Source organism: Streptomyces sp. L500 (assembly GCF_054551825.1).
Genome location: NZ_JBTOLC010000042.1, coordinates 36,323 through 49,530 on the forward strand (window position 1 = coordinate 36,323; position 13,208 = coordinate 49,530).

Below are 13,208 nucleotides of genomic sequence, written 5' to 3' on the forward strand. Positions count from 1 at the left end.
GACGACGTCCGTGATCGACTGTTTTCGGCGTGGACGCCGGGACCCCCGCCCCGGGTTCCAGGATGTCCGAGTTGACTCTCCAGCGACGGGAGACACCACGGTGGCGGACATGGACGACGACACCACCCGCTACTCCATCGGGGAACTGGCCCGGCTGACCGGTCTGACGGTCAAGACCATCCGGTTCTGGTCCGACACAGGGGTCGTGCCGCCGACCGACCGCACACCCGCGGGCTACCGGCTCTACGGACCGGACGCCCTGGCCCGGCTCGGCCTCGTCCGCACGCTGCGCGAACTCGGCGTCGGGCTCTCCGCCGTCCGGCGCGTGCTGGGGCGGGAGGTCTCCGTGGCGCAGATCGCCGCCGTGCACGCCGACGCCCTGGACCGGCAGATCCGCACCCTGCGGCTGCACCGGGCCGTGCTGCGAGCCGTGGCCGTACGCGGGTCGACACCGGAGGAGCTGGAGACCATGCACAAACTCGCACAACTGTCGGAGCTCGAACGCCGCCGCCTGATCGACGACTTCATCGACAACGCCTTCGAGGGCGTCGATGTCGGCCCGGACTTCCTGGCCATGCTGCGCGACGCGATGCCGATGCTGCCGGACGACCCCACGCCCGAGCAGGCCGACGCCTGGATCGAGCTGGCCGGGCTCGTCCAGGACGACGGTTTCCGCGCCGCCCTGCGCAGGGCGGCGGCCGACCAGGTCCGGGCCCGGAACGAGGCCGGGGCGCTCGACCCCCACGCGGGGTGGCAGCTCGCCGAGCTGGTCCGGGTGCGCACGGCCACGGCCCGGGAGGCCGGGACCGAGCCGGAGTCGCCCGCCGCGCGGCCGGTCGTCGACGAGCTGACGCGCGCCTACGCCGAGCTGGCCGGCCGGGCGGACGGGCCCGCGTTCCGGGCCTGGCTGCTGGAGCGGCTGGAGATCGGTGACGAGTCGGGCTACGAGCGGTACTGGCAGCTCGTCTCCGCGATCAACGGCTGGTCCGAGCCGGCCATGGGCCCCGCCGTGAAGTGGCTGATCGCCGCCCTGCGGGCGTACGACGCACAGTAGGACGTCCCGCACCGCGTAAACCCGCCGTTCCCCCGACTCCGCCCCGATCACTGGCGTATCGTCAGGTGCTCGTCAGACCAGGGGCGGAGGCGGAGGGGGCGGTTCGGTCGTGCACCCGGCGAGGGAGCGCATCGCGGCGGTGTTCGGGCGGAGTCAGGGCAGCGGTTACCTCCTGACACCGGACCTGATCCTGACCGCCGCGCACGTGGTCGCGGACTGCGACGCCCCCGTGGTCGTCGTGCCCGGCGGCGTCGGCAAGGTGCGCTGCCGGGTGGTGTGGGCGCGCGACGACCGGCGGCGCTGCGACGTGGCGCTGCTGGCCGCCGAGCGCGACGTGGTGACGGAGCAGGCGCTCCCGGACTTCGAGCCGCTGGTCTGGGGGCGTTCGTACGACCTGCGGGCCTGGCCCGGCGCGACGGCCATCGGCTATCCGCAGGTCCAGCGGGACGGGCCGGACGCGCTCGACACCGAGCAGATCGTGGGCACGCTGAAGCCCGGTAGCAATCTCCTCAGCGGGCGGTACGTCCTCGACAGCGACCACGGCGCGCCGGCGCCGCCGGGCGACGGCGGCTCGCCCTGGGCCGGGATGTCGGGGGCCGCCGTCTTCGTGGGCGGCGCGCTCGCCGGGATCGTCTGCGCCGACCCCGCCGGCTGGCGGCACGGACGGCTGACGGTGACGCCGTCCGAGACGCTCTGGCAGGACTTCCGTTTCCTGCGGGAGTGCCTGGTCGCCGGGCACAAGCCCACGTCGCGCTCGCTCGCCTCGCCCCGGCAACTGGAGGTCGAGGCGTTCGAGCGCCGGCTGCGGGAGTACATCGTCGGCAGGTCCGGGGAGCTCACCGTCATCGGGCTGACGCTGAGCGACGGCGAGGCGGAGACGTGGCCGCTCGACGCGACGTACCTCAGCCTGGAGCTGACGGGCGCCTCCGGGGACGCCGGGGGCGGGCCCCTGCCCTCCCCGCGACGGGCCGAGGAAGCGCTCGCCGGGCACAAACGGGTGCTGCTGCGGGGCGCCGCCGGGTCCGGGAAGACGACGCTGCTGCAGTGGCTGGCCACGGTCACCGCGCGTGGCGACCTGCCGCCCGGCCTGGGCCACCTGAGCGGCTGCGTACCGCTGACGCTGCCCCTGCGCACCCTCATACGCAAGGGTGAACTGCCCCGCCCTGAGGACTTCCTGGACGCCGTGGCCGCGCCGCTCGCGGGGCTGCCCGCCGCGCGGGGCTGGGCGACCGGGCGGCTGGACGAGGGCACGGCGCTGCTGCTGATCGACGGCGTGGACGAGGTCCCCGAGGCGGACCGGCGCCGCACCCTGGCCTGGGTGAAGGACCTGCTGGCCGCCTACCCCGAGGCGCGCTACGTGATCACCACCCGTCCCTCGGCGGTCCGGGAGGGCTGGCTCGCGGACGCGGGCTTCGCGGAGCTCGAACTCCTCCCGATGAGCCGCGCCGACGTCCTGGCCTTCATCGAACGGTGGCACGACGCGGCCGGGCAGCGCGAGGACGAGCGGTTACGGGCGTTCGGCGACTCGCTGAGCGCCGCCGTGGTCGCCAAGCGGGACCTCGGCCGGCTGGCCACCAATCCGCTGATGTGCGCGATGATCTGCGCCCTCAACCGCTCCCGGCGCGGCTATCTGCCGCACGGCCGCATGGAGCTCTACCGCGCGGCGCTGGACCTGCTGCTGGTCCGGCGGGACCGCGAGCGCGAGATCGCCGTCGGGCTGGAGGGCCCGGAGCTGGAGCAGGCGCAGACCGCGCTCCTCCAGAAGATCGCCTACTGGCTGACGAGGAACGGCCGTTCGGAGATCGAGTGGCACAAGGCGGTGGAGATCCTCGAACGCGCCCTGCCCGCGATGCCCGCCGTCGCGGCGCGTGGCAGCGCGGAGGAGATCCTGCGCCACCTGGTCGTCCGCAGCGGTGTGCTGCGGCAACCCACCAGCGGGACGCTGGACTTCATCCACCGTACGTTCCAGGACTACCTCGGCGCCCGGGCCGCCGTCGACGACTGGGACTTCGACCTGCTCGTCAACCACGCCCACGACGACCAGTGGGAGGACGTCCTGCGCATGGCCGTCGGCCACGCCCCGCCGCGCGCCCGCGCGGAGCTACTGGGGATGCTGCTGGAGCGGGGCGACAAGGAGGACACCCACCGGCACCGGCTCCACCTGCTGGCCGCGGCCTGCCTGGAACAGGCCCCGGAGGTCGCCCCGGACGTGCGGACGCGCGTCGAGCGGGCGGCGGCGGAACTCGTCCCGCCGCGCGACGTGGAGGCCGCGCGGGCGCTCGCCGGGGCGGGCAGCGCCGTGCTGGACCTGTTGCCCGGGCCCGAGGGCCTCCCGGACGAGGTGGCGCACGCGGTGGTCGTGACGGCCACGATGCTCGGCGACGACCGGGCCATCCCCCTGCTGGCGCGGTACGCGACGCATCCGTCGCTGCGGGTGCGGGCCCAGCTGGCGTGGGCGTGGGACCGGTTCGACACGGACCACTACGCGGACGCGGTGATCGGCCGGCTGACGTACGAGGACGCGGGGGAGGGGGAGCTCGAGTTCGTGGTGAAGTCGGACGACCACGTCCACGCGCTCCGACGGATGGGCGGCAGGCCACGGGTGCGGGTCGGCGGTGAGGTGAGCGACAGGTGGAGTGTGGCGGAGCGGTTTCTCGGACGCCCGCGGGGCGCCGGGGCCGACGATCGTGGTGCCGGCGACTGACTTCGGAGCGGCGAGGCCGGCGTCCGGCCCCGCTCGCACCGGCGTGTCACCCGGCCGTGACGTCCAGCCACACCCGCCGCAGCTCCTCCGCCACGCCCAGCGACGTGATCGGCGCGCTTCCGAGCGCGCGCGCCGCGAGGCCGTGGAGGTACGCCCCCGCCGAGGCCGCGTCGCGGGCGTCCAGGCCCGCGGCGAGCAGGGAGCCGGTCAGGCCGGCCAGGACGTCGCCGCTGCCGGCGGTGGCCAGCCACGGGGTGCCCGTCGGGTTGACGCGGATCGCTCGGGTGCCGTCGGCGACGAGCGTGGTCGAGCCCTTGAGCAGGGCCGTCGCCCCGAAGCGGTCCGCCAGCGCCCGGACGGCCGACAGCCGGGACGCCTCGACCTCCTCGCGGGAGAGGCCGAGCAGCGCGGCCGCCTCTCCCGCGTGCGGGGTCAGGAGGGTCTCGGCCCGGCGCGCCCGTACGGCCTGGGGGTCCAGCAGGCGCAGGCCGTCGGCGTCGACGAGTACGGGGACGTCGGAGGACAGGACGTCCACCAGGGCCTGGCGCGCCTCGGAGCCGTCCCCGAGGCCGGGGCCGATCACCCATGCCTGCACCCGGCCGGCCTTCGAGGGCGGCCCCGCTGTCACCAGCGTCTCCGGGAAACGGGCGATCACGGCGTCGGTGGCCGGGCCCGCGTAGCGCACGGCGCCCGCGCCGCCGCTGAGCGCGCCCGCCACGGCGAGGACGGCCGCGCCCGGATAGCGAGCCGATCCGGCCACGATGCCGACTACACCGCGTCGGTATTTGTCGCTCTCCGCTTGCGGGTGGGGGAGCAGATCGGCCACGTCCGCGTGCTGGAGGGCCTCGACGTCCGGTTCGGACGGCAGCCACGGGCCGAGGCCGATGTCGACCAGGCGCAGCGCGCCCGCGTGCTCGCGGGCGGGGTCGACGAGCAGGCCCGGCTTGTACGTGCCGAAGGTGACGGTGGCGTCGGCGCGCACCGCCGCGCCCGGGGCCTCGCCGGTGTCGGCGTCGACGCCGCTGGGGAGGTCCACGGCGACGATCAGGGCGCCCTCGGCCGCCGCGACGAGCTCCTGGGCGGGCTCGCGCAGGGCGCCCTTGCCGCCGATGCCGACGATGCCGTCGACGACGAGGTCGGCGCGGCGGACGGCCCCCACGCCTTCGCGGGCCGTGACCGCGCGGCCGCCCGCGTTCCGCAGCGCGCGCAGGCCGCCGGGGTGGGCGCGGTCCGGGGTGAGCAGTACGGCCGTCACGCCCGCGCCGCGGCGGGCCAGGCGGGCGCCGGCGTAGAGGGCGTCGCCGCCGTTGTCGCCGCTGCCTACGAGGAGGGCGACGCGGGCGCCGTAGACGCGGCGGCCCAGGAGGTCGGCGCAGGCGGCCGCGAGGCCCGCCGCCGCGCGCTGCATGAGCGCGCCTTCCGGGAGCGTTGTCATGAGGGCGCGCTCGGCGGCCCGTACGGTCTCTACGTTGTAGGCGGTCCTCATAGGGTCAGCCTGCCGCAGTGCTGCCGTGTGCGACAGCGGGCGGAGGCGGGTTCGGCACCGCCGGTCACGTCGGCAGTGGCCGGTCGCCGCCGCGGCGGGAGTTCTTTCCCCGATCCCGCCCCTTCCCGGAACCGGGGGCTCCGCCCCCCAGCCCCCGGGGCCCGGGGTGGAGCCCCCGGGAAACGGTGAAAGGGCGGGGCAGGGGTCTCCTCCGGCCCCGGCCTGAGAGACTGGCTGCGATGACTGAGACACCGATGCGCGCCCGAGCCGTGGTCGACCTGGCCGCCCTGCGGGCCAACGTACGCGCTCTGCGCGCCCGCGCCCCCCGGGCGCAGCTGATGGCCGTCGTCAAGGCGAACGCCTACGGTCACGGCGCGGTGCCCTGCGCCAGAGCCGCCCGTCAGGCCGGAGCCGAGTGGATCGGCACGGCCACCCCGCACGAGGCGCTCGCCCTGCGCGCCGCCGGTGACACGGGCCGGCTGATGTGCTGGCTGTGGACGCCGGGCGACCCGTGGCGGGAGGCCCTGGAGGCCGACATCGACGTCTCCGTCAGCGGCCTGTGGGCCCTGGAGGAGGTCACCGCCGCCGCCCGCGCGGCCGGCCGCGTCGCCCGCGTGCAGCTGAAGATCGACACGGGTCTCGGCCGCAACGGCTGCCAGCCTGGCGACTGGGAGAAGCTCGTCGCCGCCGCGCGCGACGCCGAGACGGCCGGGCTGATCAAGGTCACCGGCATCTGGTCGCACTTCGCCTGCGCCGACGAGCCGGGCCACCCCTCCATCCGGGCCCAGCTGACCGTCTTCAAGGACGCCATCGCCTACGCCGAGGGCCAGGGCCTGGCCCCCGAGGTCCGGCACATCGCCAATTCCCCGGCCACCCTCACCCTCCCCGAGACCCACTTCGACCTCGTGCGCACCGGCGTCGCGATGTACGGGATATCCCCGAGCCCCGAGCTGGGCACCCCGGAGGAGCTGGGGATCCGGCCGGTGATGACGCTCTCCGCGTCCCTCGCCTCGGTGAAGCGGGTGCCGGGCGGGCACGGCGTCTCGTACGGCCACCTGTACACGACCCCCGGTGAGACGACCCTCGCGCTCGTCCCCGTCGGCTACGCGGACGGCATCCCGCGTTCCGGCTCCGGCACCGGCCCGGTGCTGGTGGGCGGCAAGTGGCGGACGGTGGCCGGACGGGTCGCGATGGACCAGTTCGTGGTCGACCTGGGCGGCGACAGCGCGGCCCCCGGCGACGAAGCGGTGCTTTTCGGCCCCGGCGACCGGGGCGAGCCGACCGCCGAGGACTGGGCGCGGGCGACCGGAACCATCGCCTATGAGGTCGTCACGCGCATCTCCGCGCGTGTGCCGCGCGTCTATGTCGGAGACAACGACGTCAGGGACAACGACGTCGATGACACATCCGAGGACACGGGGGCCTGACATGAGCGAGGGCGGCGGCGACAGTACGGGCACGGTGGCGGCGGGGGCCGTGGAGGCCCTGGGCGGCGCCGCCTGGCGACGAGGGGCGGGATTCGCGGGCGCGGCCGTCGGGGTCGTCGCCGCCGGAGCCGCGGTCGGGGTCGCCATGGAACGGCTCACCGTCGGACGCGGCATGCGCCGCAAGGCGCGGCTCGCCCTCGACTCGGCCGGCCCCTACGGGACGCTGCGCGGCACCGTGGGCACGGCCCTCGCCGAGGACGGCACCGAGCTCCACTACGAGGTGGACGAACCGGAGGCCCCCGGCAAGGGAAAGGGCTTCTTCGGGCGCCGCGCGGAGCCGCCGCTCACGGTCGTCTTCAGCCACGGCTACTGCCTGAGCCAGGACTCCTGGCACTTCCAGCGCGCCGCGCTGCGCGCCGCCGGCGTCCGTGCCGTCTTCTGGGACCAGCGCAGCCACGGCCGCTCCGCGCGCGGCAAGGGCCAGCGCGAGGCGGGCGAACCGGTCAGCATCGACCTGCTCGGCCGCGATCTGAAGGCCGTCGTCGACGCGGCCGCCCCCGAGGGGCCGCTGGTCCTGGTGGGGCACTCGATGGGCGGCATGACCACGATGGCCCTGGCCGCCCACTACCCGGAGCTGATCGCCGAGCGGGTGGTCGGCGCCGCGTTCATCGGCACGTCCTCCGGCCTGATGGGCGAGGTGACGTACGGGCTGCCGCCGGTGGGGATGAGCCTGCTGCGGCGGACGGTCCTGCCGGGCGCGTTCAGGCTGATGCTGACCCGGACGGAGCTGGTGGAGAAGGGGCGGCGGGCCGTCGCCGAGCTCATCGGCGGGATCATCAAGCGCTACTCGTTCGGGTCGCGGGACGTCGACCCCGTGGTGGCGCGGTTCGCCGAGCGGCTGATCGAGGCGACGCCGGTGGACGTGGTCGCCGAGTTCTACCCGGCCTTCGCCGAGCACGACAAGGTGGAGGCGCTGGCGGAGTTCGCGGGGCGGCCGGTGCTCGTCCTGGCGGGCGAGAAGGACATGGTCACGCCGAGTGAGCACAGCCGCGTCATCGGCGAGGCGCTGCCGGACGCGGAGCTGGTGATCGTGCCGGGGGCGGGGCACCTGGTGATGCTGGAGGTGCCGGACCTGGTGTCCGGGCACCTCGCGCGGTTGGTGGGCAGGCGTTCCGCAGGGCGGAACGGGTGGGCACCAACCGCCCACCGGGCCGCACCCGAATAGCGACCCGCACCGGGGTCCAGCGGGGGGCTGACGCCGTCGTTCGGCGTTGTGCCCACCCTCCCCCAGCTACCGCTGGGAGGTGCCCCCAGCCCTGCGGAACGATTGCCCACAACGCGGGCGGTTACCATCGGCGGATATGAGTACCCCGCAAGACATCTCCGCGCCGCAGGCGACGCCGCTCACCGTCAAGTCCGCCGAAGACATGCGGGAGTTGGGCCGCCGCCTCGCCGCGCTGCTGCGCCCCGGTGATCTCGTGCTGCTCTCCGGGGAGCTGGGCGCCGGCAAGACGACGCTGACCCGGGGGCTGGGCGAGGGGCTCGGGGTGCGCGGTGCCGTCACGTCCCCCACCTTCGTCATCGCCCGGGTGCACCCGCCGCTGGGCGACGGCCCGGCCCTCGTCCACGTCGACGCCTACCGGCTGTCCGGCGGGCTGGACGAGATGGAGGACCTGGACCTCGACGTCTCGCTGCCCGAGTCCGTGATCGTCGTGGAGTGGGGCGACGGCAAGGTCGAGGAGCTGTCCGAGGACCGGCTGCGGGTCGTGATCGAGCGCGCGGTGGGCGCGGACGCCCCGGCCGAGGGCGACGCCGACGCCGACGACGTACGCAGCGTGACCGTCACCGGCGTCGGCGCCCGCTGGGCGGGCGTGGACCTGTCGCCGCTGGGGCGCTGAACGGCGCTCGTTCCGACAAGCCGTCGGCAAGATGTTGCGCGCGCGACACCGGGCGTGGTCACATGGAGGGCAGGAGGGTCGGTTAGGTCTACCTAAGTAGATGGACCGTAGCGCCTCCGACCGGCCCGAGCCGCCCCAGGAGGCATTCATGTCGGCCCACGAGCCCGAGCCCACCCCCGCCGTCGAGGAACGCCCCCTGTCGGTGCGCGACCTCCTGGCGTCCTGTGCCGCCGCCGACGCCGTCTCCACGCCCCCGAAGGCGCCGGAGCCCGCGCAGGCGGACGACGAGGGGAACGGCGCGCGCGACGCCGCCTGAACGAGTTACGGGACGACGACGACCGGCGTCTTGTTCACCGCGAACTCCCACATCGCCCGCCCGTCGGCCGGCTGCTCGCGGATCGCGCCCGTCTTCTTCGTCGGGTCCGGCTTGGGCGACGAGCCGTCCACGGCCGCGCTGAAGCCGAAGACGACCCCGGCGGCGTCCCGGTGGAAGACCACCACGTGCTCGACGGGCGTCCCGTCCGAACCGGTGATCGTGGGCGTGCGCGAGGTGACCGCGTAGCTGCCCGGCGGCGGGTTCACGGTGCTGGGCGCGATCTCGAACGTCCGCGTGGCCTTGCCGTCCGAGCCGACCAGCCACACCCGCTTCTGGGCGAGCGCGTAGACGACGCGCAGGCCGGTGCCGGACTCCTCCGGGACCGCGTTCGGCGCCTTGCCCTGCTCCTGCCCGGCTCCGCCTGCGGCCTTGTCCTTGCCCTGCTCCCCGTCCTTCGCCTTGCCGGCGGCCCGGCCCGAGGCGTGCGCGGTGGGGTGATCGGGCGCGGCCTCCGCCTGGACGGCCAGGAAACCGACGCCGGCCAGGGCCGCCGCGGTGAGCGTGGCCACGATGATCCCCGAGCTGCTACGTGCCACGCTGCGCACCTTTCGTCCCGCGTGCTGCTGTGTTGCTGTGTGCTGTCGCCACTGTCCCGCCGCCGGCCCGGCGCCGCCGTCCCGGCCCGTGGGTACCCGGCCCGTGCGTACCGGCCGTGTCGCGGCTTCGTACGGCCATGCGTACGGCCATGCGGCTGACCGTAGCACCCGCTCGCGCCCCCGCCGCGCCCCCGGCTCGGGGCCCATGCGCGCGCCGCCCGCCCCTTGGTGCGCCGTAGGCTTGTCACGTGCTGCTGCTCGCTCTGGATACCGCCACCCCCGCTGTCACCGTCGCCCTCCACGACGGCGAGTCCGTCGTCGCCGAGTCGACCCAGGTGGACGCCCGCCGGCACGGGGAGCTGCTGCTGCCCGCCGTCGACCGGGTGCTCCGCGAGGCGGGTACGAAGCTCGACGCCGTCACCGGGATCGTCGTGGGCGTGGGCCCCGGCCCGTACACCGGCCTGCGCGTCGGCATCGTCACCGCCGCCACCTTCGCCGCCACCCTGTCCGTCCCCGTCCACGGCCTGTGCACCCTCGACGGCATCGCGTACGCGGCCGGGCAGCACGGGCTGACGGGCGAGTTCGTCGTGGCGACGGACGCCCGCCGCAAGGAGGTGTACTGGGCGCGCTACGCGGACGCCCGCACCCGGATCACCGAGCCCGCCGTGGACCGCCCCGCCGAGCTCACCGAGCGCCTGGCGGGCCTGACCGCCGTCGGCGCGGGCGCGGTGCTCTACCGGGACGCCTTCTCGGACGTCCGTGAGGAGCTGCCGCAGCACCAGTCGGCGGCCGCGCTGGCGGCGCTGGCCGCCGAGAAGCTCCGCACGGGCGGCGAGTTCCTGCCGGACCAGCCGCTGTACCTGCGCCGCCCCGACGCCCAGGTGCCGGCCAACTACAAGGTGGTCACCCCGCAGTGACCGGGCCAGCCGAAGCGGCCGCCGCCGCGGCCTCCGCCATCCGCGTCCGTGAGATGCGCTGGTGGGACATCGCGCCCGTGCTGGAGCTGGAGCGCGCCCTGTTCCCCCACGACGCGTGGTCCAAGGGCCTCTTCTGGTCGGAGCTCGCCCACGCGCGCGGGGCGAACGCCAACCGTCGCTACGTCGTCGCGGAGGTCGTCGGCGAGGCCGAGCAGGCCAGGGTCGTCGGCTACGCGGGCCTCGCCGCCGTCGACGGCACCGGCGACGTGCAGACCATCGCCGTGGCCAAGGAGTACTGGAGCACGGGCCTCGGCGCCCGGCTGCTGACCGAGCTCCTCACCACCGCGAACGCCTTCGAGTGCCGTGAGGTGCTGCTCGAGGTGCGCGTCGACAACACCCGCGCCCAGCGCCTCTACGAACGCTTCGGCTTCGAGCCCGTGGGCGTGCGCCGCGGCTACTACCAGCCCGGCAACATCGACGCGCTCGTGATGCGTCTCTCCGATCCCCTGTCCGCAGTGCAAGGAATGTCCCATGGCTCGCAAGACTGACGAACCCCTCGTCCTCGGCATCGAGACCTCGTGCGACGAGACCGGCGTCGGTATCGTCCGCGGCCACACGCTGCTCGCCGACGCGGTCGCGTCCAGCGTCGACGAGCACGCCCGCTTCGGCGGCGTCGTCCCGGAGGTCGCCAGCCGGGCCCACCTGGAGGCCATGGTCCCGACCATCCAGCGCGCCCTGAAGGAGGCGGGCGTGAGCGCGAAGGACCTCGACGGCATCGCGGTCACCGCCGGCCCCGGCCTCGCGGGCGCCCTGCTCGTCGGCGTCTCCGCGGCGAAGGCGTACGCCTACGCGCTGGGCAAGCCCCTCTACGGCGTCAACCACCTCGCCTCGCACATCTGCGTGGACCAGCTGGAGCACGGCGCCCTGCCCGAGCCCACGATGGCCCTGCTGGTGAGCGGCGGCCACTCGTCCCTGCTGCTGGCGCCCGACATCACCTCGGACGTCCGGCCGCTCGGCTCGACGATCGACGACGCGGCCGGCGAGGCCTTCGACAAGATCGCCCGGGTGCTGAACCTCGGCTTCCCCGGCGGCCCGGTCATCGACCGCTACGCCCGCGAGGGCGACCCCGACGCCATCCGCTTCCCGCGCGGCCTGACCGGCCCCCGCGACCCGATATACGACTTCTCCTTCTCCGGCCTGAAGACCGCCGTGGCCCGCTGGATCGAGGCCAAGCGCGCGGCCGGCGAGAACGTCCCGGTCGCGGACGTCGCCGCCTCCTTCCAGGAGGCGGTCGTCGACGTCCTGACCCGCAAGGCCGTTCGCGCCTGCAAGGACCACGGCGTGGACCACCTGATGATCGGCGGCGGCGTCGCCGCCAACACCCGCCTGCGCGCCATGGCCCAGCGTCGCTGCGAGGACGCGGGCATCACCCTGCGCGTGCCGCGCCCGAAGCTGTGCACCGACAACGGCGCGATGGTGGCGGCGCTGGGCGCGGAGATGGTGGCCCGTGGCCGCGCGGCGTCCTCCTGGGACCTGTCGGCGGACTCCTCGCTGCCGGTCACGGAGACGCACGTGCCGGGCGACCACGACCATGACCACGAGCACGGCCATGGGCACGGTCACGGCCACGCGCATGACCACGACCACGTGCACGAGCTGAGCAAGCAGAACCTCTACGACTGACGGGCGGCCCCGCCGGTCCGGGTCACGCCCGGGCCGGCTGCCCCAGCAGCATGGCCGGCGCGCCCGCCACGCGCGTCAGCACGATCACGCAGGAGTTCGCACCCGCGAGCTTGAGCTTCTTGCGGAGCTCCTCCGGCTCCACCGCCGAGCCCCGCTTCTTGATGACGGCGACGCCGATCCCGCGCTCCCGGACGATCGCCTTGAGCTTCTTCAGGTTGAACGGCAGCACGTCCGTGATCTCGTACGCCGCCGCGTAGGCGGAATCCCGCAGCTCGTCGCTCGTCACATACGCGATCGTCTCGTCGATCAGCCCGCCGTCGCCCAGCTCCGCCGCGGCCTCCGCCACCAGGTGGGCGCGGATGACCGCGCCGTCCGGTTCGTAGAGGTAGCGGCCCACGGGCCGCACGGCCGGGTCCGGCAGGCCGCGGCCCACCAGGGACGCGCCGCCCGGCAGCAGGGTCGCCCGCCGCGCGGCGGGGTCCGTGCCGAACCACAGCACGGCCTCCTTCACATCGCCGCCGTCCGAGATCCACTCGGCCTCCGCGTCCTCGGGGATCGCCTCGTGCGGCACCCCGGGGGCGATCTTCAGCGCGGCGTGCGGGGCCCTGCGGGCCGCCTCGACCGCCCAGGACAGCGGGGGCGAGTACGCCTCCGGGTCGAAGATCCGGCCCCGGCCGCCACGCCGCGCCGGGTCGACGAACACGGCGTCGTAGGACGAGGTGTCGATCTCGGTGACATCCGCGCAGCGCACCTCGATCAGCTCGGCCAGGCCCAGGGCGGCCGCGTTGGCGCGGGCGACCTCGCAGGTCAGGGGGTCGCGGTCGACGGCCAGCACCTCGATGCCGGCGCGTGCCAGCGCGATCGCGTCGCCGCCGATGCCACAGCACAGATCAGCGAGTCGGCGCACGCCGAGGGCGGAGAAACGCTGGGCTCTGTAGGCGGCGACGGTCGCACGCGTGGCCTGCTCGACGCCGTTCGGGGTGAAGAACATGCGGTACGCGTCCTCGGCGCCGAACTTGGCGACCGCGCGCTGCCGCAGCCGGGCCTGCCCCAGGGCCGCCGACACCAGGTCGGCGGGGTGGTCGCGGCGCAGCCGGGTCGCCGTGGCGAGCTCCTGGGCGGGGTCG

General features: G+C 74.9%; 12 protein-coding genes. 9 read left to right on the top strand and 3 right to left on the bottom strand.

The window, feature by feature from the left end:
• The first annotated feature begins 109 nt into the window (after window positions 1–109).
• Together ACX9I7_RS27085 and ACX9I7_RS27090 are read left to right on the top strand one after the other, a co-directional pair.
• Window positions 110–1,054, top strand: a complete 945-nt coding sequence (locus ACX9I7_RS27085) for a helix-turn-helix domain-containing protein (RefSeq protein WP_459388798.1) — start codon at window positions 110–112, stop codon at window positions 1,052–1,054.
• Between the two features lie 109 nt (window positions 1,055–1,163).
• The gene (locus tag ACX9I7_RS27090) at window positions 1,164–3,758 is read left to right on the top strand and encodes an NACHT domain-containing protein (protein ID WP_459388799.1); all 2,595 of its coding nucleotides are present in this window, start codon (window positions 1,164–1,166) and stop codon (window positions 3,756–3,758) included.
• 46 nt (window positions 3,759–3,804) lie between these two features.
• Here the strand turns inward: ACX9I7_RS27090 and ACX9I7_RS27095 are convergent, their stop codons facing one another.
• Window positions 3,805–5,244 (bottom strand): NAD(P)H-hydrate dehydratase, encoded by a 1,440-nt coding sequence (locus tag ACX9I7_RS27095; protein ID WP_459388800.1) that lies wholly within the window; start codon window positions 5,242–5,244, stop codon window positions 3,805–3,807.
• A 239-nt stretch (window positions 5,245–5,483) separates the two neighbouring features.
• On the opposite strand from ACX9I7_RS27095, the gene alr reads away from it, so the two are divergent.
• The 4 genes from alr to ACX9I7_RS27115 all read left to right on the top strand — a co-directional run bounded on the left by alr (window position 5,484) and on the right by ACX9I7_RS27115 (window position 8,885).
• Window positions 5,484–6,671, top strand: coding sequence for an alanine racemase (alr, locus tag ACX9I7_RS27100; protein WP_387569036.1), 1,188 nt, complete (start codon window positions 5,484–5,486; stop codon window positions 6,669–6,671).
• Window position 6,672: 1 nt separating this feature from the next.
• A complete protein-coding gene (locus ACX9I7_RS27105; RefSeq protein ID WP_459388801.1) occupies window positions 6,673–7,896 on the top strand; it encodes an alpha/beta fold hydrolase in 1,224 nt (407 codons plus the stop codon).
• A 136-nt stretch (window positions 7,897–8,032) separates the two neighbouring features.
• On the top strand, window positions 8,033–8,569 hold the full coding sequence (gene tsaE / locus ACX9I7_RS27110) for a tRNA (adenosine(37)-N6)-threonylcarbamoyltransferase complex ATPase subunit type 1 TsaE (RefSeq protein ID WP_459388802.1): 537 nt from the start codon (window positions 8,033–8,035) through the stop codon (window positions 8,567–8,569).
• A 148-nt stretch (window positions 8,570–8,717) separates the two neighbouring features.
• On the top strand, window positions 8,718–8,885 hold the full coding sequence (locus tag ACX9I7_RS27115; RefSeq protein WP_459388803.1) for a hypothetical protein: 168 nt from the start codon (window positions 8,718–8,720) through the stop codon (window positions 8,883–8,885).
• A 5-nt stretch (window positions 8,886–8,890) separates the two neighbouring features.
• On the opposite strand, the gene ACX9I7_RS27120 is transcribed toward ACX9I7_RS27115, so the two are convergent.
• Window positions 8,891–9,481 carry a hypothetical protein gene (locus tag ACX9I7_RS27120; protein ID WP_459388804.1) on the bottom strand — a complete coding sequence of 197 codons (591 nt, stop codon included), beginning with the start codon at window positions 9,479–9,481 and terminating at the stop codon, window positions 8,891–8,893.
• Between the two features lie 248 nt (window positions 9,482–9,729).
• Here ACX9I7_RS27120 and tsaB point away from each other — a divergent pair, with 248 nt between their 5' ends.
• The 3 genes from tsaB to tsaD are packed head-to-tail and all read left to right on the top strand — an operon-like array spanning window position 9,730 to window position 12,081.
• Window positions 9,730–10,398 (top strand): tRNA (adenosine(37)-N6)-threonylcarbamoyltransferase complex dimerization subunit type 1 TsaB, encoded by a 669-nt coding sequence (gene tsaB / locus ACX9I7_RS27125; protein WP_387569024.1) that lies wholly within the window; start codon window positions 9,730–9,732, stop codon window positions 10,396–10,398.
• Window positions 10,399–10,451: 53 nt separating this feature from the next.
• Window positions 10,452–10,946 (top strand): ribosomal protein S18-alanine N-acetyltransferase, encoded by a 495-nt coding sequence (gene rimI, locus ACX9I7_RS27130; RefSeq protein ID WP_387569388.1) that lies wholly within the window; start codon window positions 10,452–10,454, stop codon window positions 10,944–10,946.
• Window positions 10,930–12,081, top strand: a complete 1,152-nt coding sequence (tsaD, locus tag ACX9I7_RS27135; RefSeq protein ID WP_459388805.1) for a tRNA (adenosine(37)-N6)-threonylcarbamoyltransferase complex transferase subunit TsaD — start codon at window positions 10,930–10,932, stop codon at window positions 12,079–12,081. Before rimI ends, tsaD begins: the two co-directional genes overlap by 17 nt.
• A gap of 22 nt (window positions 12,082–12,103) precedes the next feature.
• On the opposite strand, the gene ACX9I7_RS27140 is transcribed toward tsaD, so the two are convergent.
• Window positions 12,104–13,208: class I SAM-dependent methyltransferase (locus ACX9I7_RS27140; protein ID WP_459388806.1), on the bottom strand; the 1,105-nt coding region annotated here is incomplete at its 5' end.